18 protein-coding genes are annotated in these 21,434 nt (G+C 54.7%); 12 read left to right on the top strand and 6 right to left on the bottom strand.

The window, feature by feature from the left end:
• Positions 1–28: 28 nt before the first annotated feature.
• From HY282_04920 to HY282_04895, 6 genes are all read left to right on the top strand, one after another.
• On the top strand, positions 29–601 hold the full coding sequence (locus HY282_04920) for a helix-turn-helix transcriptional regulator (GenBank protein ID MBI3803086.1): 573 nt from the start codon (positions 29–31) through the stop codon (positions 599–601).
• A 37-nt stretch (positions 602–638) separates the two neighbouring features.
• Complete coding sequence (locus HY282_04915; GenBank protein ID MBI3803085.1) at positions 639–1,895, top strand: hypothetical protein; 1,257 nt, start codon at positions 639–641, stop codon at positions 1,893–1,895.
• 435 nt (positions 1,896–2,330) lie between these two features.
• On the top strand, positions 2,331–3,473 hold the full coding sequence (locus HY282_04910; GenBank protein MBI3803084.1) for an ABC transporter substrate-binding protein: 1,143 nt from the start codon (positions 2,331–2,333) through the stop codon (positions 3,471–3,473).
• 19 nt (positions 3,474–3,492) lie between these two features.
• Positions 3,493–4,662 carry an ABC transporter substrate-binding protein gene (locus HY282_04905; GenBank protein ID MBI3803083.1) on the top strand — a complete coding sequence of 390 codons (1,170 nt, stop codon included), beginning with the start codon at positions 3,493–3,495 and terminating at the stop codon, positions 4,660–4,662.
• 19 nt (positions 4,663–4,681) lie between these two features.
• A complete protein-coding gene (locus HY282_04900; GenBank protein MBI3803082.1) occupies positions 4,682–6,175 on the top strand; it encodes a HAMP domain-containing protein in 1,494 nt (497 codons plus the stop codon).
• A gap of 7 nt (positions 6,176–6,182) precedes the next feature.
• Complete coding sequence (locus HY282_04895) at positions 6,183–7,682, top strand: methyl-accepting chemotaxis protein (GenBank protein MBI3803081.1); 1,500 nt, start codon at positions 6,183–6,185, stop codon at positions 7,680–7,682.
• A gap of 343 nt (positions 7,683–8,025) precedes the next feature.
• Here HY282_04895 and sufS read toward each other — a convergent pair whose 3' ends face one another.
• The 6 genes from sufS to HY282_04865 form a co-directional block, all read right to left on the bottom strand.
• Entirely contained in the window at positions 8,026–9,249 is a 1,224-nt protein-coding gene (gene sufS / locus HY282_04890) for a SufS family cysteine desulfurase (GenBank protein ID MBI3803080.1), read from the bottom strand.
• Between the two features lie 16 nt (positions 9,250–9,265).
• A complete protein-coding gene (locus HY282_04885) occupies positions 9,266–9,649 on the bottom strand; it encodes an iron-sulfur cluster assembly scaffold protein (protein ID MBI3803079.1) in 384 nt (127 codons plus the stop codon).
• A gap of 16 nt (positions 9,650–9,665) precedes the next feature.
• Complete coding sequence (locus tag HY282_04880; GenBank protein MBI3803078.1) at positions 9,666–10,811, bottom strand: XdhC family protein; 1,146 nt, start codon at positions 10,809–10,811, stop codon at positions 9,666–9,668.
• Positions 10,812–10,814: 3 nt separating this feature from the next.
• Positions 10,815–11,423 (bottom strand): nucleotidyltransferase family protein, encoded by a 609-nt coding sequence (locus tag HY282_04875; protein MBI3803077.1) that lies wholly within the window; start codon positions 11,421–11,423, stop codon positions 10,815–10,817.
• Positions 11,424–11,484: 61 nt separating this feature from the next.
• Positions 11,485–13,776 (bottom strand): xanthine dehydrogenase family protein molybdopterin-binding subunit, encoded by a 2,292-nt coding sequence (locus HY282_04870; GenBank protein MBI3803076.1) that lies wholly within the window; start codon positions 13,774–13,776, stop codon positions 11,485–11,487.
• Between the two features lie 129 nt (positions 13,777–13,905).
• Complete coding sequence (locus HY282_04865) at positions 13,906–14,361, bottom strand: (2Fe-2S)-binding protein (protein MBI3803075.1); 456 nt, start codon at positions 14,359–14,361, stop codon at positions 13,906–13,908.
• Positions 14,362–15,059: 698 nt separating this feature from the next.
• Between HY282_04865 and HY282_04860 the strand changes: the two genes are divergently transcribed.
• The 6 genes from HY282_04860 (at position 15,060) to HY282_04835 (ending at position 21,413) form a co-directional block, all read left to right on the top strand.
• Positions 15,060–16,208 (top strand): glutathione-dependent formaldehyde dehydrogenase, encoded by a 1,149-nt coding sequence (locus HY282_04860; GenBank protein MBI3803074.1) that lies wholly within the window; start codon positions 15,060–15,062, stop codon positions 16,206–16,208.
• A gap of 13 nt (positions 16,209–16,221) precedes the next feature.
• Positions 16,222–16,797, top strand: a complete 576-nt coding sequence (locus HY282_04855; protein ID MBI3803073.1) for a hypothetical protein — start codon at positions 16,222–16,224, stop codon at positions 16,795–16,797.
• Positions 16,798–17,121: 324 nt separating this feature from the next.
• Positions 17,122–18,462, top strand: coding sequence for a PAS domain S-box protein (locus HY282_04850; GenBank protein MBI3803072.1), 1,341 nt, complete (start codon positions 17,122–17,124; stop codon positions 18,460–18,462).
• Between the two features lie 377 nt (positions 18,463–18,839).
• Positions 18,840–19,010, top strand: a complete 171-nt coding sequence (locus tag HY282_04845; GenBank protein MBI3803071.1) for a hypothetical protein — start codon at positions 18,840–18,842, stop codon at positions 19,008–19,010.
• A 194-nt stretch (positions 19,011–19,204) separates the two neighbouring features.
• The gene (locus tag HY282_04840; GenBank protein ID MBI3803070.1) at positions 19,205–19,453 is read left to right on the top strand and encodes a hypothetical protein; all 249 of its coding nucleotides are present in this window, start codon (positions 19,205–19,207) and stop codon (positions 19,451–19,453) included.
• A gap of 103 nt (positions 19,454–19,556) precedes the next feature.
• Positions 19,557–21,413: a radical SAM protein gene (locus HY282_04835; GenBank protein ID MBI3803069.1), complete on the top strand. Its 1,857-nt coding sequence runs from the start codon at positions 19,557–19,559 to the stop codon at positions 21,411–21,413.
• The last annotated feature ends 21 nt before the right edge of the window (positions 21,414–21,434 follow it).

Here is a 21,434-nt window from a genome sequence, read left to right as displayed (position 1 = left end):
GTCATCATTTATGCTAATATATTGTCATATGGCCAATGGATTGAATCAGGTTTCAAAGAATCTTGCCCTCAGCATCGTCACATTACGGGGCAAGAGAGGCTTGACCCAGGCGGCGCTCGCCCGCTTGGCAGACGTTCCCCGCTCCACGGTCACCCATTTGGAATCGGGAGCCGGGAATCCTTCGCTCATCAATCTCGTCCGGATTGCGGCGGCGCTGCGGGTTTCGGTCGAAGAGCTCCTGGCGGCTCCTCGGGCGAACTGCAAGCTGATTCGGGCGGACGAAATGCCTGCGCGGCGGAGCCGGCAAGGGGTCTCTGCAATTTACAAACTTCTTCCCGACGCCATTCCCGGAATGGAAATGGACCGGATGGAGATCGCGCTCGGAGGAAGAATCGGCGGGGTGCCGCACGTCGGAGGGACGAAGGAGTATCTAACGGTGGTTCAAAGCGAAATCACGGTTCATGTCGCCGGGGAGGCCTTTTGCGTGCGATCCGGCGATGTTCTGGCGTTTCCCGGAGACCAAGCCCACTCTTACCAGAATACCGGCAGAGAGAAGGCGGTCGGGTTCAGCGTCGTGGTCCTTGCCCCGGTCGGTGTTTGATTCTTTCAGCAATATCATAGAGAGGAGATCGCAGAGGATGAAAGCAAGGCGCAAACCGGGCCTTGTTCTGAAGGGACTTCGGTCGTCTCCGCGCGGGGGGGAAAGATCGGCGCCGGAGCGCCCCGGGTCGATCTTCACAAGCGAACAAAAACGGCTGACCGTTTCGATCCGTCTTCTGGCGGTGTTCGTTTTACTCTGCCTCGGTTTCTCCTGGAAACTCTGGGTTTCCACCCGGCTCTATCCCCTGGTTCCTCTCTTTAAGCTCATTCCGGCCTTTCCGTATCCGTTCGACTATCTTTTTCTCGCACTCTTCTCCGCACTTCTTCTCGCCCTGGTCATTTGGCCTCGGTCGAAAATATTGGTTCGATTGATCGTTGCGGCTTTCACCCTTTTCTTTCTACAGGACCAGAGCCGCCTTTGGCCGTCGTTTTATGAATTCTTTTTCCTTTTTCTCCTTCTGCTGACTGATAGAAACGACGCGGGAGAAGACGAGGCACGTCGCATCCTCGACGGATTCCGGTTCATCATCGCTGCCATTTATTTCTGGGGCGGCGTCCAGAAGCTGAACCCGCATTTTTTTAACGAGGAATTCCCCTGGTTCGTCCAACCGCTGACCCACCTTCTTCCATTCGATATTCCCTATTTGCCGGCCCTCGGTGTTTTTGCCGCAGTCTTCGAAGTATTGTTCGGAATCGGACTGCTGACGAAGCGATTTCGCGTCATTGCGCTTTACGATGCGATCTTGATGCATGTGCTGATCTTCTTTTGCATCGGACCGATCCGAAATGACTGGAATGACAGCGCCTGGATCTGGGGCCAGACGATGGCGGTACTCGTCTGGGTTCTTTTTTACAAAGCACCTCCGTTCTCATTTAAAAAAATGTTCGATGCGCCCCCTCTCTATAACCTCCCGCAGGCGGGTGCGCTTCTCTTTATCGGAATCCTGCCGCTTTTCAACAATGTAAATCGCTGGGATTCGGCCCTCTCCTTCAACGTGTATACGGGGAATGTCGACTATGCCCAAATACGGATGCAGCCCGAGGCGGCACGCAAGCTGCCCGCAGCGCTTTCTCGATTTGTGACCGAGCGGGAGGGCGAAGCGCTCCTTAATTTGAACGCATGGACCATGCATGAATTCAACGCCAACCCCTATCCGGAAAAAAGAGTGTTCAAGGCCGTCCTCGGCACGATCTGTTCGTATGTGCCGGACAACTCCGTTTACCTCCTCCTCCATGAAAAGTCGGGTTGGTTTTTCCCGAAAAGGAGTCATCTGTACCACTGTGGAGAGATGTAACGGCCGATCAAGATTTCCTGGCATCTAAGCAATCCACTCTCACTGGCTTTCTTGATCCCCCCCTCCATACCGTCGGAAGCATGAGTGTATTCACTTTGGTTACGCTGTTCAGTATAGACCGCTAGATGTAGACAGCCGCAGTTTCGGTGCTATACTTTGCTTTCGGATGATTATTAGAAGCACCGGTGTAAACGCAATCAGGGAGGAGTTTATCCATCGAACCAAGTGACCTGCCTTTCTCGGCAGCGTTATGCAAAGGTCACTGCCGCCGCCACCTCCCCCACCTCCCCGATGACGGCAGCTTCCAGGATCCTGTCGGCCGACCGCCTTCAGGGAATACATTCGCAATCGATCGACCATCAACGAAAGACCTCATAATTTGATCCATATCAGCTGCTTTTCATGACCGTTTGGTTCTCTCTGACGGAGATCACGATGATGAAGTGCAAAAGAAAATGCGTCCTCAGTATATTGCTATTGCTTTTATCGGTCTCTTTTTCTTCGGCAGAGGATGGCGTCACCGAGAAAGAGATTCTCATCGGGATGACCAACGCGCAGAGCGGACCCGTTTCCGCATTGGGTTTTATGATGAGAGACGGCGCAGCCACATACTTTAACAAGGTGAACGCCGCCGGAGGGATTGGAGGCCGTAAGATCAGACTGGTGATTTATGACGACGTCTACCAGCCCGCCGTTACGATTTCGAACACGCGGAAATTGATCGAAGAGGATAAGGTGTTCGCCTTGTTTGGATATATCGGCTCGCCGAACTCTGCAGCGGTGGTGCCGATCGTCACCCGAACCGGTATCCCCTATCTCTTCCCATTGACGGGAGCGGAGGTCATTCGCAACCCGATCAATAAATATATCTTTAACGTCCGGGCCAGTTATGCCGATGAGGTCGAAGTGATGGTCGAGCGGTTGACCGAAGACCTTCACATCCAAAAAATCGGCGTCTTTGCCCAAGATGATGCCATGGGGGAAGCGGGCCGTGCCGGAGCGATCCGGGCATTGCGGAAACGAAATATGAGCCTGGTCGGGGACGGGAAATATGAGCGGAATACCACCTATGTCGATGAGGCCTTGGAAACATTGGCCAAAGCCAAACCCGACGCGGTCGTGATGGCGTGTACCTATGTCCCTTGTGCCGCCTTTCTCAAAAAGGCGAGGGCGCGTGGGTTCAACCCCAAATTCCTTGTCATTTCGTCGGGCACCGCCGCCCTGATGCGCGAGGCGGGAAAAGACGCCGATGGGCTGATTGTAACCCAGATTGTGCCGAATCCAAGCGACAGCTCGTTGCCGATCGTCAAAGAATTTCTTTCAGACATGAAGGCGGCCGGAATTACCCCCGACCCGGTCGGCTTAGAGAGCTACGTCGGCGCCATGGTGCTGGTCGAAGCGCTCAAGAGAACCGCTCCGTTGACCCGGGAGGCCTTTGTTTCCACATTGAACAAGCTAAAGATGGACGCGGGCGGCCTGGAGGTTTCGTTCAGTCCCACCGACCATCAAGGCCTGCACCAGGTCTTTTTGACGAAGATCGAAAAAGGAAAAGTAATGTCGATTCAAAACCTCAAATAATGAAAAAACAGTTGGAACGATGGCGTTTCAGAAACGTTCGACATTGAAAACGACAGGCAAATATTTATTGATCTTCGTCATTCTTCTAACGCTTTTATCGGCCGCTCTTTCCTGGGCCGAAGACGGGATCACCGACAAAGAGATCCTCATCGGTATGTCGAACGGCCAGAGCGGCCCCACCTCCGCTGTCAGCATTCTGATAAAGGAAGGGGCAACAATCTACTTCAACAAGGTCAATGCCGCCGGAGGGATCGGCGGCCGCAAGATCAAGCTGCTCATTTACGATGACGTCTATCAACCCGCCAAAGCAATCGAGAATACCCGGAAGTTCATCGAGGAGGAAAAGGTATTTGCTTTATTCGGATATATCGGCTCGCCGATCTCCGCGGCGATCGTACCGATCTTTCAAAGGGCCAGCGTCCCCTATCTCTTTCCACTCACCGGGGCCCGGTTCCTTCGTCATCCGGTCAATCGATATGCCTTCACCCTCCGTGCCAGTTACGCTGAAGAGATTGAAGTCATGGTGGAACGCTTGACCGAGGACCTTCGGATCAAAAGAATCGGCGTCTTTGCCCAGAATGACGCTTTGGGGGAAGCGGGTCGCTCCGGCGTGTTGCGGGCCTTGCGTAAGCGGAATATGACCTTGGCCGGAGATGGGACCTTTGAGCGGAATACGGTTGATGTCGACGAGGCCGTGGAGACGTTGATGAAGGCGAATCCCGAGGCGGTGATTATGATTGCCCCTTACACCCCCTCCGCCGCCTTTCTCAAAAAGGCAAAGGCGCGTCGATTCCTCCCCCAATTTTTACACCTGGGGGTCGGCACAACGTCCCTCATCGCCGAGGCGGGAAAAGAGGCCGACGGGTTGATCGCAACCCAGGTTGTGCCGAATCCCGCTGATAGCCCCTTGCCGATCGTAAAGGGGTTTGTCTCGGAGATGAAGGCTGCAGGGCTCGTCCCTGACCTGATCAGCTTAGAGGGGTATCTTGATGCCAAGGTGTTGGTGGAAGCGCTCAAGAAAACTTCTCCGCTGACCCGGGACAATCTTCTCTCGACGCTGGAGAATCTCAGTATCGATGCGGGAGGCCTGAAGGTCTCCTTCAGCCCCACCGACCATCAAGGCTTACACCAGGTCTTTTTGACCAAGATCGAAAACGGCAAGGTGATTACGATTCAGACCCTGAAATAAAAACCGTTTAAGGAAGATCGTGCCTCAAAGGCTTTTGACGTTGAACTCGATCAGCAAGAAGTTCTTGATCCCGGCCATCATTTTCATGGTGATTCTGCTGGGTGGATTGGGCACGATCATGATCAATAAAAATCATGCCACCATTCAATATTTGATGGAATCCAAAGGGAACGCCTTGGCGAATAACCTCGCCCGGATCAGCGCCAATTACGTGATGAATTTCGACCTCCAGGCGTTGGAATTGTTTGTCAATGAAGCCTTGAGAGATCCCGATGTGGTTTTTGTTGTTTTCTATGACGCCGAGAGAAAGCCACTCACGGAGAGCAGCAAGCCTCCCAGTGATCTCTCTACGCTGTTGATTTATAACCGGGAGATCCTAAGTCTCAGAGAGGATCAAACACCGGTCGGATACCTCCAGATTGGCTATAGCCAGGAAACCCTCGCCAAAAACCTGCACAGCGGCATTGAGACAGTCGTGATCAGTAATCTCGTGGCGTTGATCTTGCTTATTCTGGGGGTGACCATTCTCTTTCGGGGGATCACGAATCCACTGGCCCATCTCGTCGGCGTGATCGAAAAGGTCGCCCAAGGGGACTTGACGGCCCGCGTCTCATCCCGTCTGGTCGACCGCCGCGACGAGATGGGGGTTTTGGCCGTCAGCTTCAACCGAATGAGCGAGGAACTCGCTCGGTCCCACGAACATCTGGAGGAACAGGTGAAGGCGCGCACGGCGGAGCTGGAAGCATTTATCTATACCGTCTCGCACGACCTCAAGTCTCCCGTGGTCTCGATGAATGGGATGGCCTCCATGATGAAGGACCAGTATTTCGAACAGTTGGATGAAACCGCAAGGCATTACCTCGACCGAATCATCGGAAACGCAAACTATATGGAAGAGCTGATTCAAGGGCTCTTGGCCCTCTCACGTATTGGAAGAATGCAGGAACGCCGGGAACTGATCGAGGTAAAAGAGGTGATTCAGAATGTTTTGGAAATTCTTCAAAATCAACTCACAAAGCGCAACATCGCGGTCTCCGTTCACGCTCCCCTCCCCCACTTCATGTTCAACCCGATCCAGCTGGCTCAAATTTTCCAGAACCTGATCTCCAATGCCACCAAATTCATGGGAGATCAATCCCATCCTCAAATTGAGATCGGCGGGAAAGAGTCGGAGAGAGGGGTCGAGTTCTATGTGAAAGACAACGGGATCGGAATCGATCCGGCCTATCACGATAAGATCTTCGCCATCTTCCAACGTTTGCAAGATGTCAATGTCGAGGGGACCGGCGTGGGACTTCCGATCGTAAAGAAGATCGTCGATCTGAATGATGGAAAGATCTGGGTGGAATCAGAGAAAGGGAAGGTGGCGACGTTCTATATTTGGCTCCCTCAGAATAACAAACTTCAACCGGCCGGTCAGTCACGCTCCCCCAGGCTCGAAGCCCGTTTTTCTGACAAGGGTCTAAAAGGACAAAGCAGTGAAGGTCCTAAATCTCAAATAATGAAGAGGTAAGGGAAAGATGGCGCTTCCGAATCCTTTGATGTTGAACTCCATTAGCAAGAAATTCTTGATCCCGAATCTGATCTTCATGGTGATTCTGCTCGGCGGACTGGGAACCATCATGATCAATCAGAACCATACCACCATCCGATCCCTCATGGAATCCAAAGGAAACGCTCTGGCCGATACCTTCTCCCAGATCAGCGCCAGTTACGTGATGAATTTTGATCTTCAAGCTTTGGAAACCTTTGTTAAAGTCGCATTAAAAGATCCCGATGTGGTTTTTGTTGTTTTTTATGATATAGAGAAAAAACCACTCACAGAAACCAGCAAGCCGCCGAGCGATACCACTTCGCTGTCGATTTATAACCGGGAGATTCAAAGTCTCAGAGGGGATGGAAAGCCGGTCGGGTACCTTCAGATCGGCTACAGCCAGGAGGCCCTTTCCAAAAATCTGCGCAGCGGCATCCAGACGGTTGTGATCAGCAATCTCGTCGCATTGATCTTGCTCATTCTCGGGGTCACCATTCTCTTCCGGGGGATCACCCAGCCCCTCGCACATCTGGTCGGGGTGATTCAAAAGGTCGCTCAGGGAGACATGACGGTCGAGGTTGAATCGAAACTCCTTGGTGCGCAGGACGAAATCGGCATTCTTGCTCGGGCTTTCTCAGAAATGTCTGCCAGCTTAAAAAGGGTGATGCAAGAGCTGGTTTATGCCGTCCGCGACAGCTGCAAGCAGATCACCCTCTCCTCCAAGGAGCTCTCGACCGCGAGCGAGCAGATGAGCTCTAATTCCTCGGAAACGGAGCTTCTGGCGAGCCGGGTCTCCTCGACCAGTCAGGAAATCAACCGGACGGTCGGAGAGGTTGCGACGGCCAGCGTGGAGATATCGGCCACCCTGAAAGACATCTCCCGAAACATTGTAAACGCAACGCAGATCACCACCCAGGCGGTGAGAATGGCCGAGTCGACCAACAAAACCATTTCCAAGCTGGGGGAATCGAGCATTGAGATCGGGGAGGTGGTCAAGGTGATCACCGCCATTGCCAAGCAGACGAATCTCTTGGCCCTGAATGCGACCATCGAGGCGGCGCGTGCCGGGGAAGCCGGAAAGGGATTCGCCGTCGTGGCAAACGAGGTGAAAGATCTCGCCAAAAGGACGGCCAAAGCCACCGAGGAGATCACCCCCAAAATAACCGCCATCCAGGCGGAGACCAAGGAGGCGATCTCTGAAATTGGAAAGATCGGAGAGATCATCGATCAGATTAATCAGATCTCTATTGACATTTCGGGGGCCGTCGAGGAACAGACGGCAACGACGAACCAAATCAGCGGCAGGGTCGCACAGGCGGCCCAAGGAACCAATGAGGTGAATCAGAGCATCACGGGGGTCGCCGATGCCTCCAAGAGCACGGCGAAAACAGCGGCGGAGATCCTGATCGCCTCGAAGAAGCTCGCCGAGATGGGAGCCGATCTGACGATGATGGTGAACAACTTCCGATTTGAAGCCAATCGATGATCGGGTCCGTTTGGAAAGCGATCTTGGTACGAAGGTGGGTAAAGCAGGGTTCATTCCAACCCTTAAGAAGGGGATGGAAATGATGACACTTCAGAAACCTCTGACTTGAAATCCATCCGCATTTTTTTTATCCCTCCCCTCATTCTATTGCTCTTGTCGGTCCCCTCCTGGGCGGGAGAAGCTGAAGATGGATGCCGGAGGGCTGGAGATCTCGTTCAGCCCGCCGACCATCAAGGTCTGCACCCGCTCTTTTTGACAAAAATCGAAAAAGGGAAAGTGGTATCGATCCAGAACCTGAAACGATCGGGTGTCAAGGGAAGGCCGTCCGAGATTGAATGGCGCCTTATGATAAGAGATCGATCGCACGATGAACCGACTGCACAAAGGCGCGCACTTCGTCTCCGGTATTATAGAGGTAGAAACTGGCTCGGGCCGTTCCTGCAACGCCGAGGCGTTTCATCAAAGGGTCGGTACAGTGCCGACCGGCACGGACGGCGATGCCGTCTTCGTCGAGCGCGGCGGCGAGATCGTGCGGATGGATGCCGCGACAGTTAAAGGAAATCAGCGGGACCCGCTCTTCTGACTGCTTTCCGTAAATCGTCACCCCTTCCAATTCCGACAATGCGGTCCATGCCTCGCGGACCAATTCCTGCCCGTGCACCCGAACCGCTTCCATCCCCAGTTGATCGAGATATTTGATGGCGGCACCCAGGCCGATCGCCCCGGCCGTGTTCGGGGTGCCCGCTTCGAACTTCCAAGGAAGTGCATTCCAAGTGGCCCGGTCCGCCGATACCTCTCGAACCATCTCTCCGCCTGCCATAAAAGGAGGCATCTGCTCCAAAAGCTCCGGCTTTCCATAGAGCACGCCGATTCCGGTGGGGCCGAGCATTTTGTGTCCCGAGAAGGCAAAGAAATCGCATCCCAGCGCCTCCACATCGACGGCGAGATGCGGAACCCTCTGGGCACCGTCCACGACGACCACCGCTCCGACCGCATGCGCCTGTTCGACGATCTGGCGGATCGGAGTGATCGTGCCGGTCACATTGGATGCGCCCGTGACAGCCACCAGACGTGTCCGGTCGGTCAAGAGACAATCCAGTTGGTCCAGCTGTGGCCTTCCCTCCTCGTCGATATCGAGGAAAACCAACCTTGCCCCCTTCTCTTCGGCCAAAAGCTGCCATGGGATCAGGTTGCTGTGATGCTCGAGTACTGAGAGAAGGATCTCATCGCCTTCTCTCAGGTGGGCGCGTCCCCAACTGGAGGCGACGAGGTTGATCGCTTCGGTCGTCCCTCTTGTAAAAATGACCCCTTCTCGGCGCGGCGCATGGGTAAAACGACAAACGGCGTCTCGCGCCGCTTCATAGAGCGCCGTCGCTTCTTCACCCAGCGTGTGGATGCTCCGGTGGACATTGGCGTTGGAACGTTCATAGTAAGATGTGATCTGGTCGATGACCTGATACGGCTTCTGCGATGTCGCAGCGTTGTCGAGGTAGATGAGCGGCTTCCCCTGAATCGTCCGGCCGAGAATCGGGAAATCTTTTCGGACCGCCTCGGGATCGAATTTCATTTTTGGGTCGGACATCTTAGGAGACCGGGTGAAGGTGCCGATAAGAGGCGACACCGGATTGCAGGATTTCCAAAGGGAGCAGCGCACATTTGACGCGGGCCGGTCGAATGGGCGCTTCGAGCGCATTTAAGAGGTCGGCCGGCTTCAGCGCCTCAATGGTTTCGATCGGCCAGCCGTTGACCATCTCGGTGAGGATCGAACCGGCGGCTTGGCAGATCATACAGGCATCGCCGCGAAACCGGATCTCGGCGATCCTGTGATGATCATCGAGTTTAGCTTCAATCCGAATCCGATCGCCGCAGAGAGGATTGACCTCTTCATGCCGGATATCCGGATTCTCCAAGGAACCGACATTCCTCGGCTGACGGGCATGCTCTTGGATGCGGCCTCCGTACAGCATCAATGCTTCTTCCTCTTCAACAGATGACGCTTGATTTCACGGTTCCTGTGGGGAGTCGATCGGCCTCGCTCAGAGAGCCGCCGAATCGGCCGTTTCGGACGGCGAGGATCTCCGCCAGGATGCTCAGAGCAATTTCCGGAGCCGTTTGCGCGCCGATATTCAGACCGACCGGCACACGGACCCGCTGAAGTTGGCGCTCTTCCACCCCCAGCTCGTGCAGCAGATCGAGGATCGCTTTTCCCCGCCTTCGGCTGCCGAGGAGGCCGATATAGCCGCACTCGGTCGACAGCGCCCGCTTCAGCACCGGCACTTCGTATTTGTAGTCATGGGTCAGCAGCACGATTGAAGTCGTGGCGTCGAGCGTAAGGCCTTCAGCGACTTCAGAGGGGATTCCCACAATCACCTCGTCGGCTTCCGGAAAGCGCTCCCGATTCGCAAAGCGGGGCCGGCCATCGACCACCACGGTCCGCAATCCCAGGACCCTCGCCATTGACACCAATGGGATCGCCGCATGGCTGCCACCAAAGATAATCAGCGGAAACGGGGGACCGAAAACTTCGATGAAGAGTTCAATCGTCTTCCCTTCAACCTCATAGGAGAGCATCCGAGACCTTCCGGACTGCATCATACCGCGGGCGTCTTCAACGATCTGTTTACCCGGGACACCCATTCGATTGCCAAGACTGCCATGCACCCTTCCATCGTCGTCGATCAACATTCGCTTTCGGGATGAAGCGGAGCCGTCGCTCTCAGCGCTCACCCATGTCACCAGCGCCGTTCGTCGCCCGGCCTGCATCTCTCGATGGGCGAGTTCATGCAATCGGACCACCGGGTCGGCCAGATCGGAGAAATCGATAAAATCGATCAGAACGTCGACATTTCCGCCACAGGTAAGACCGAGTTCCCCGGCCTCTTCATCCCCCAACGCCACCTTCAGTCGTTTCGAGGCGCGGTTAAGGATGATCGCCTCGGCTTCTTCAATAACGCGGGCATCGACACAACCCCCGATCGTCACCGATCCGAGGATCCGCCCCTCTTCACCGACGAACATTCTCGCCCCTGATTTACGCGGGGTGGGACCTTTGGTGTTGATCAGCGTTGCCATCACCGCACGCCCCCCGGCGGCCCTGGCTTTCTCGAACAGCTCAAGCGACTCGATCATCTCTTATCCTCTCGCCCGATTAAACGCGCTTGTAAGGGTTTCATAATCTTCCCACGTGTCGACATCCTGTGGCGCGAAATCGGAAGGAAACGCCACAGTTTCTACCCTCTTGGGATCCCGCATCACCACCTCACGTCCTCCCCGATCTCCCTCCAGGTCCATCAATTCCGAGAAAACGGATCGGGAGAAAAGAACCGGGTTCCCCCTCACTCCGCCATAGGCGGGGACGATGATCGATTTGTGACTTTTTCTGTAACGAGTCAGCATCGATTGGATGATCTCGGTCGAGACGATCGGCTGATCACCGAGGAAAATCATCGCCCCTTCGGCTTGTGGGATGACCGCTTGCAGTCCCGCAATTAGGGAGGCACTCATTCCCATCGCGAACCGAGGGTTGAAAACCGTTCGGATGGCCAACCCCTTCAGCTCCTGTTGAACCTTTGCAGCCTCATGGCCCAGGACGACGACCACTTCTTCCCATTGACTCTCCCCCGCCGCAATCACCTGCTCCGTGGTGCGTCGGATGAGGCTTCTTCCTTCGAATGGAAGAAGCTGTTTCGGTTGACCCAGCCGGCGGGAGAGCCCGGCGGCCAAAATAACGGCAGCAACCATTTCATCCCCGTTTGTGGAGTTAAAGCACCCCTCCTTACAAGGGCGGGGCGCGTTAACAACTTTAGACCGTCGTTCTCAGCTCCTCGGCCTTGACCGGTATTTTGCGAACCCGCTTGCCGGTGGCGGCGAAGATTGCGTTTACAACCGCCGGCACCACCATTGCGGTTCCAGTCTCACCGATGCCGCTCGGCGCCTCCTTGCTGTCCATCACGAAAACCTCGATTTTCGGCGCATCCGACATACGGATCAGCCGATAGTCGTTAAAGTTGGATTGCTCGACACGGCCGTTCTTGATGGTGATGGCGTCGAGGAGGACCGGCGCGAGACCGAAGATGATGCCGCTCTCGATCTGGCCCTTAACGTGGCCGGGATTGATCGCGGTACCACAGTCGACCGCGCAGAGAACGCGCTCGACCCGGACATCACCCGCCTTGGAAACGGAGACTTCGGCAACCATTCCGAGGTAGCTCCCCCACACACGGCTCACCGCGATACCGCGGCCTTTTCCTGCCGGCATGGATCTTCCCCAACCCGCCTCTTTGGCGATCCTTTCGAGCACCGCCTGAGCGCGCTTGTCCTTCGAGAGATGCTGCTTCCGGAAGGCGACCGGATCTTTTCCTGCTGCGTGCGCCAGTTCGTCGATAAAACTCTCCATGACGAAGGTATTATGCCCCACACTGACGCCGCGCCAAAATCCGGTTGGAACACCGGGCGGCTCTTTCGCGACATAATCGACCTTCACGTTCTGAAGATCATAGGGGTACTGCCGCACCCCATCCATCGCGTCCGGATCGATCTTGTCAGGCCCGATCAACACCGGAGCATAGCGGCCGACGACGCTAGAACCGACCAAGCGGTGGGTCCAGGCAACGATGTTTCCACTTTTGTCAACGCCGCCTGAGACTTTGTCATAATAATAGGGACGGTAGAGGTCATGCTGGATATCCTCCTCACGTGTCCAGACAATTTTCACCGGGCGATCGAAATTTTTGGCGATCAGGACCGTCTGGACGATAAAGTCCATCTCAAGCCGTCGGCCGAAGCCGCCGCCAAGCCAATGGTTGTGAATCGTCACCTTTTCCGGCTTCAGTCCTGCCACCTGGGCCACCACGGCCTGGGTGATGGAAGGGGTCTGGGTGCCGACCCAGACCTCGCAGCTGTCGGGCCGGATGTGAACGGTACAATTCATCGGCTCCATGGTGGCATGGGCGAGGAAAGGAAGTTCGTAGGTAGCATCGACCCGTTTGGTCGCCTCTTTGAATCCCTTGGCTGCATCCCCCTCATTGCGGATCACCAGCCCTTCCGACTCCGCCGCCTTAATCAAATCATGGACGACATCGGCATTGCTCACCTTCGCATGCGCTCCTTCATCCCAGCTGATCTCTAGGGCTTCGAGACCTTTTTTAGCCGCCCAAAAATGATCGCCGACCACCGCCACTGCGTTCTCCAGCTTCACCACCTTCTGTACGCCCTTGATCCCCAAGGCCTTCGCGTCGTTGACCGACTTGAGCTTACCCCCGAAAACCGGGGAAGCTTTGACCGTCCCTACCAGCATATTGGGGAGATGAACATCGATCGCATAGATCGGCGCGCCCTGGACCTTTTCCAGAGCCTCGATGCGAGGGATCGACTTGCCGATGACCTTAAAGTCTTTTGGATCTTTTAATTTGACCCCGGACCGGACTTCCGTCGGTGGGGTATTTCCATCGAAGAGGAAGAAGTATCGGGGCGGCACGTCGGCTTTCGGCGGATCTATCTTCGCGACCGCGTCGACGAGCTCACCATAAGAAATCTTGCGCTTGCTTGCATCGTGATAAACGACCCCCTTCTCGGTACGGAGGGCCGTAGGATTGACATTCCATTCCTTCGCGGCCGCGGCGACAAACATCGACCGGGTGATGGCGCCGACCTGACGCATCGGGAGCCAGAGGCCGGCGATGGAGGAAGATGCACCGGTCAACTGGACGCCGGAAGGAATGCCGTAAACGGGATCGTTTGGCGGCGCATGTTCTATCTTGAAGTCCGCCGGATCGACATCGAGCTCTTCAGCAACCAACTGAGCGGTCGAAGTATGGATTCCCTGTCCCATGTCGGCCCGCGGACCGATAAAGGTGATCTTGCCGTCGCGCCCGACCTTGAGATACGCATTCGGCGTCAGCGGGAGGCCGGGGGGAGGGCCTTTCTCCTCGGCCCACGCCGGCAGCTCTCCGAAATGCACGGCGAGCACCAGACCGGCGGCGCTGAGACCAAACATCTGAAGGAAGGTGCGCCTGGACACCTCCTTTGACACCTGAGACTCCAACAGGGTGGCTATCTTCGGCAGCGGTGTCTCTGTCGGTTTTTTCGGTGGCATTGTCATACCATCACTCCATTTATATATGTTATATGTGTTTATATGGGGGCCGGCGCAAAACGAGCGCCCGTCCATTTTAGATCGTCATTCCTGGTCTGCGATCTGTTCTTACCGGTGCGCTAAAGCACTCTAAACCCCCTTGGCCGCCTGTTTGATTGCGGCCCGGATGCGCGGGTAGGTCCCGCAGCGACAGATATTGCCCGACATGGCCGAGTCGATCTGCTCATCCGACGGGTTCTTCGTCTGCATCAGGAGGGAAGCGGCCTGCATGATCTGGCCGGGTTGACAGTAGCCGCACTGGACGACATCGATGTCGAGCCATGCCCGCTGCACCCGCTGGCCGACCGCGTTGTCGCTCATCCCTTCAATCGTGAGAATTTTTTTGCCGACCGCCTTCGACACCGCGGTTTGGCATGAACGGGCCGCGACCCCATTGAGATGGACGGTGCACGCCCCGCACAGGCCGGACCCGCAGCCGAATTTCGTGCCGGTCAGACCGACCACATCCCGAAGGACCCAGAGCAGCGGCATGTCCTCCGGCGCATCCACTTGAAAATCTTTATTGTTAATGTTCAGTGTCAACATTGCCATCTCCTAATTTATGGGGCACCTCGATTTTTGTGTGGGGTCTGTAATGCTCCTATTACGGCACGTCTCCAACGCCCCGCGCCCCGGATCGTCGGGCAGACCAAGCCAACTGCGCCCCTTTATGTAAAATCACTTTGATACGAGTCAGGCGTTATTCTTTTTCCACCGGACTACGATGAGACGTCTCGATTTATCAATTTTTAAAGACGGCCTCGCATCGAGTACGCAAGGAAAATATAACTCAAAAGTATAGCAGAGGATTCAAAAATCGGTATAAACTCCGGTGGTATATTAAGGCAACAGGAAGAATAGGATCCCTCTTCATCTTCCCAAAGCGAGACCCCTACAGGACCGAGATCCTTCATTCCGATTTCTTTTAAAATATCGATCCGTCCATCGGCTCTATTACACCTCGGACCGGATAGGACCGCATCGCGTAAGCGTCCTTACCTTCAAGCAAGCTACTCCATCGGGCTATTCTTTCCTCTGCCCATTAGAGCGATTGATCGGTCGCGAGAGAGGCTGATAAACTCGATCCATCAGAGGATTCTATTGCTGCAATGAAGTTGCTCTCTGAAGGCCCTTTATTTCGTTATCCGAAGGCACCGGCCGACTCAGAAATGCTTAATGACATTCCGGTCTTGTCAATTAAATGAAAACAGCTGGGCGTTAATCCCGTTTTAAGGAGGAGATCAATGCGTGCAATGGTTTATCGCGGCCCTTATCGGGTTCGCATGGAGGAAAAAGATATTCCGTCGATCGAGCATCCGAATGATGCAATCGTCCGGGTCACGTGCGCGGCGATCTGCGGCTCGGATCTTCATCTGTACCATGGACTTATGCCCGACACGCGCGTGGGAATGACGTTCGGGCATGAGTTCACCGGGGTCGTCGAAGAGATCGGCTCGTCCGTTCAGAACTTGCAGCGCGGCGATCGCGTTTTGGTCCCCTTCAATATCTGCTGCGGCTCGTGCTTCTTCTGCGTGAGGGAGCTCTACAGCAATTGCCATAACACCAATCCAAACGCGAGCGCCATCGGCGGCATTTATGGCTACTCGCATACCTGCGGCGGCTATGACGGCGGGCAGGCGGAGTATGTTCGCGTACCGTTTGCCGATGTCGGACCGAGCAAGATACCGGAATGGATGAATGAGGAGGATGCGGTCTTACTGACGGACGCCTGTCCGACCGGATATTTTGCCGCCGAACTGGGGGAGATCAAAGAAGGCGATGTCGTGGTGGTCTTCGGCGCCGGGCCGGTCGGGCTCTTCGCCGCCCGATCTTCTTGGCTCATGGGGGCGGGTCGCGTGATTGTGATCGACCACCTCGACTATCGCCTGGAAAAGGCGCGAGATTTCGCGCAAGCCGAGACGATCAATTTTACGGAGCATGACGACCTCGTGATGCATGTAAAGAAAATCACCGATTTCCTCGGCGCCGATGTCTGTATCGACGCCGTTGGAGCCGAGGCGGATGGAAGCTTTTTTCAAGAGGTGATGACCACGAAGCTGAAACTCCAGGGGGGCTCGCCGGTGGCGCTCAACTGGGCGATCGATTCGGTCCGAAAAGCGGGGACGGTGTCGATCATCGGCGCCTATGGCCCGCTGTTTAGCGCCGTCAAAATTGGAGATGTGATGAATAAAGGCCTGACCCTTCGTTCGAACCAATGTAGCGTCAAGCGGCATTGGCCCCGCTTGTTCGAACATGTCAAGAACGGTGTGCTCAAACCGAGCGAAATCGTCACGCATCGCATCCCGCTCGAGGAGATTGCCGAAGGCTATCACATGATGTCGAGCAAGCTCGACAACTGCATCAAACCGTTGGTTCAACCACAAGCAGCATAACAAGGAGTCGGCAATGGCATACACGGCACAGAAATCCAAAATAGCATATGACTCCAATGAGCTTCGCAACCGGATTCCCGGCTGGGGCGTCGATCTCGATCCGAAGGATCGGCCAGCGGTTCCGAAAGAGAAGTTCAATCCAAATACCGGAGCCCACTGGACCTTTCCGGAGCGTCAGGCCGAGCGCTGGCCGCGGGAGAGATCTCCCGAGCACAAGTTTCTCACGCCGGTCTTCGGCACGGTGTGTCCGCCCAAAGGGATCTCCGGAATGATTCGCAGATATGCTTATAAATTCAGTGAAGGACGCGCGGCACACTGGCTTCTTCTAATGGGTGCCGATCGGGTCGATGTGCTCGAGAGCCGCGTGACCGGCCTGCTGACCGGCCGCCCCGACAACCCGATTACAGAAGCCGGGCTACAAAGTGAGATCAAACACCACGGCCTTCGCTCACGACTCGGACAGCACCGGGCAGACTTGAAACATCAGCCGCTCGATCTCTTGATCATGGTCGGCACGTGGCTGGCGGTTGGAAGCGCCATCTATGCGCTGGGCCGCGCCATTGCGCAAAACGGTAGCGCTGAGCGGTAAGCCTTTGAATAAAGCGATGACCGAATGGTGCTTCATGCCTCCGGACATGCAAAGGAAGACGCCCACCCGATCCCGGTAGTGGGCGTCTTCCTGCAGCCGCAGACACCATCGGTATCAGACAAAGGGTCTCTGCATTCTGGAGAGAACACGGCGCAGAACCTAGATCGAAACCGACCAATCCGATTACGTCATTCCCCCTTGTAATTGGCGATGCGTTTCTTGTAAGATGCAGAGATGTTCTTGAAGAAGGACCCTCTCTTCTCCTCAATGACCTAAGTTCGAAGCGAACTTCCGATCCATGTCCTTCATATCCTAGGTTCTCTCATGGAAAGCAAACCGAGTCTTCGAAGCAGGGCGATAGAAAAACTAAAGAAAACCAGTGACCTTCTAAATATCCTCTCTCCTCAAGAAACAGAACATCTCTTTCATGAACTACAGGTTCATCAAATCGAACTAGAAATGCAGAACGAGGATCTACGATCCAGTCAGTCTCAACTGGAAGAGTTACTGAACCGCTATACCGATCTTTATGATTTTGCGCCGATCGGTTACTTTACTCTCGATGAGAATGGGCTCGTCCTGGAGGTGAACCTAAAAGGGGCAGAACTGCTTGCAGTTGAACGAAGACATCTCATCGGAAAACCCTTTATCGTTTATGTCGCGCAGGCAGATCGCGCCCGGTTCAGGGAGCGTCTGAGCGGGATTTCAAAAGGTGGCGTTCGGGAAAGCTATGAACTCAAATTAAATTCATTGGGAGGGAGCTCTTTTGACGCGCAAATAGAAGAGAGCATCGGGACTTCTATGGGTGGATATCCTCTCCTCCGAATGGCCATTCTCGACATTACCCGTCAAAAGCAGGCCGAGCAAGCGCGAGAGCAGCTCCTTTCCGGTGAGCAAAAGGCAAGATTAGAAGCACAGGAGGCGAATCGGTTAAAAGATGAATTCTTAGCGACGGTCTCCCACGAATTGCGCACTCCGCTGAACGCCATCTGTGGTTGGGCGAATCTCCTTCGAACGGGAGAAGTCGATCCGGAGACAGAAGAAACCGCGCTGGAGACGATGGAGCGGAATGCAAAAGCCCAGGAACATCTCATCGATGATCTTTTAGATCTCTCTCGCATTATTACAGGGAAGCTCTGCCTGAAGGCCCGTCCGCTCAATTTGGTGCCGATTATCGAAGCGGCCATCGAGACGGTTCAACAGGCGGCCGAGGCGAAAGAAATTGAGATTAAATTGGACATCGATCTCTCCATTGGGCCGGTGATGGTCGACCCGGATCGGCTGCAACAAGTCATCTGGAACCTTCTCTCCAATGCGATTAAATTTACCCCAGGTCGAGGGCAGGTCGAGATCTTCTTAGAACGTGTCGACTCCTCTGTTCAGATTCGCGTCAGAGATTCTGGAATCGGCATCCCTGCCGATTTTCTTCCGTATGTTTTTGATCGTTTTCGTCAAGCGGACGGGGGGAACACCCGGTCCTACGGAGGACTCGGGCTCGGCCTTGCGATCGTAAAACACCTGGTAGAGCTGCATGGTGGATCGGTCTTGGCGGAAAGTCCCGGCGAGGGGAGAGGGACAACGTTAACGGTCCGACTTCCCATCCGATCGGTTAAGAAAATAGAGAGCGGTTCAGAACCGGGCGCTTCTCTGCGAGGCGCTGCGTGAGCGTCGCGTACAGGAGAAGGAAATCTGCATCGACGAAAAAGACCCCTTCATCATCTCCCCGCCTTTATTGCTCATCGGAATCGATCACATTACATGTAAAACTTAGATGATGACGGGAAGCGTTATTCCCTACCACCTGATCCACTCTAAAGATAAGGGCAATCCCACGTAAACAGGATGATGAGAAACAATCGACGATACGGATGAGAAAGAGTCAAGGCATTTTCCCTCTCTGCAACGGTGTTCACTCCTCGATTTAACGATTGCTCTTCTTCCCCATTGCGAGTAGACTCTAAACAGACCGAAACAACAAAAATCGAGATATCCGCATCCTCTTGATTGTTCCAGACCGTCCACCCATTTAAGAGGATCTGAATATGATTATCATCTCTCATAAAGTCTGTAGCGGACCGGCCCTTGAAACCAATTCTCTCGAATCGGAAAGCTGCGCCATCTTGGAGAATGATTTCCCCTTCACCTGCTTTACCTGTCTCGATGATATCCTCGATCAGAGTGAGCTGAGGGTTTCCGAAGAAGTTCGGATGTAAGTCGCCAATGATCCTTATCAGAACAGGAGCAAAACGATGAGTAAAGGAAAAGATGCAAAGAAACAGACCAAAAAGAAACCGGCCAAGAGCATGAAAGAAAAAAAAGCCGACAAAAGGGCTGCGAAGGAGACCCGAGGCTCCATCAGATAAAATGGCCGGATCGATTCATCTTCCATCCGAAATAAGAGGAGCGTGTGGATCAAGAAGCTGCAAAACAGATCATTTTAGATTTTTATCAAGAAATCGGCGGAAATCAACATGAACTTCACTTTGCATCGGATTGGTTCAGCGGTGCTTCCTATAAAGTGGCTCGAAAGGGGCACGGCTATAAGGAAATACGCAGAGTCTATATCGATGACTATCTTGACTCCAAGGATAAATCGGCCGAGGTATTCATTAAAGGAAAGTTGGAGAGACTTCTAAAAATGGAAGAGGCTTCCTAGGAGCAACCCCTTTCGATTTCGGATTCGTTTCATCTCCCAAGAAGGTCCTCGGAATTGTTTCGGATGCATTCTTTAATAAACCTCATCTTCGGGAGAGGACGATATGCCGGATCACCAAAGTGGTATGGGAGACAAAACAGCAGATATGAAAATGACCAATACGCTCGCCTCTAAAAAAGAGTCTATCCCCTCTCAACTGTTCCGCGTCGTCCTGATCAAGCCCTCTCATTATGATGAAGAAGGATACGTCATTCGATGGATGCGCTCGTGCATTCCAAGCAATACATTGGCTTGCCTCTACACCATCACCGAGGCGGTTCAGCTCTCGGGGCGCCTGGGACCGGGGATCCATCTCACCATCGATGTCTACGACGAGATTAACCAGAGAATTCCGGTCAACCAAATTATTCGGCAGCTGACCGAGCCGGGAGCAAAGGGGATCGTCTGCTTTGCCGGGGTTCAATCGAATCAATATCCACGGACCTTGGACCTGGCAAAACCGTTCCGCGCCGCGGGGGTCCAAACCCTGATCGGCGGGTTCCATGTCAGCGGCTGTCTCTCCATGCTGGAGACCCTTCCCGAGGAGCTCACCGCGGCGATGGCGGACGGAATCACGCTCGTCGCCGGCGAGGTGGAAGAAAAATGGGGAGAGGTCCTGGAAGATGCCCTCTATGATCGATTAAAACCGCTCTATAACTTCATGAACGATCTGCCGTCGCTTCAAGGTCAGCCGATGCCGATTCTGCCGCACCACGTGGTCTCGCGCATTGTCGGCCAAATGACCACGTTTGACGCCGGGAGAGGATGTCCGTTTGAATGCAGCTTCTGCACGATCATCAATGTTCAAGGGAGAAAATCACGCTGGCGGACCGCCGACGACATCGAGGCGATTATTCGCGAGAACCATCGCCGCGGCCTGAGCTGCTATTTTATTACCGACGACGATTTTGCAAGGAATCGAAACTGGGAGTCGATCTTTGACCGAATCATCCTCCTGCGCCAGCGGGATAAGATCAAGATCTCCCTCACCATCCAGGTCGATACTGCCAGCCATCGGCTTCCGCGCTTCATCGAAAAGGCGGCGAAAGCCGGCTGCCGAAAGGTTTTTATCGGATTGGAGAATGTCAATCCGGAAACCTTGAAAGAGACCGGCAAGAAACAGAATCATGTCGAAGAATACCGCGAGATGCTTCAGGCCTGGCGAAAGGCCAATGCGGTGACCTTCGCCGGCTACATCATCGGTTTTCCGAACGACACCTACGAATCGGTCATGCGCGACGTCGAGGTCCTCAAGAACGAGCTGCCGCTCGACCTGGTCGAGTTCTTCGTTCTCACCCCCCTCCCCGGATCGGAGGACCATCAGATTATGGTCAAAGAAGGGAGCTGGCTCGATCCCGACCTAAACAAGTATGATACCGAACACCCCTGCACGCACCATCCGAAGATGTCCGAACAAGAGTGGATGCGGGCGTATAACAGCGCGTGGAGATCCTTCTACACGGATGAGCACATTGAGACGATCTTTCGCCGGAGAAAAGCAGAAGGACACAGCGTCGGAAAGCTGCTGGGGCAGATGATCTGGTTTTGTGGATCGATGTTCGTCGAGCGGGTTCACCCGCTTCAAGCCGGCGTCTTCCGGAGAAAACATCCCTCCGAGCGGCGGCCCTCTTTTCCGCGTGAAGGGGCGGCGACCTTCGCCTGGCGTCGCTTGCGGGAGGTGAGCGCGGCCCTCTTCGGGATGGCGCGTCTGTCGTTGAAGCTGTATCGGATCAGCCGCCGGGTCGAGAACGATCCAACGGCGAAAACCCATCTGGATCTGGCAACCACGCCGACGGCTCGCAAGGGCCACCCCCTCCGGGTGCTCCCCACCCTCTCCACCGAACCGTCGGAAACGACGCTGCAAGAAGTGGGGCGAGGCAACGCCAAAGGACCTCTGAACAGCCCGTCCGATTTATCCTGATTGCCGCTTTTATTTTATAAA

The sequence above is a fragment of the Candidatus Manganitrophaceae bacterium genome (assembly GCA_016200325.1).
Classification (GTDB): domain Bacteria; phylum Nitrospirota; class Nitrospiria; order SBBL01; family Manganitrophaceae; genus Manganitrophus.
The sequence above is the reverse complement of the archived record's forward strand: the minus strand, read 5'-3'. Positions and strand labels throughout refer to the sequence as shown.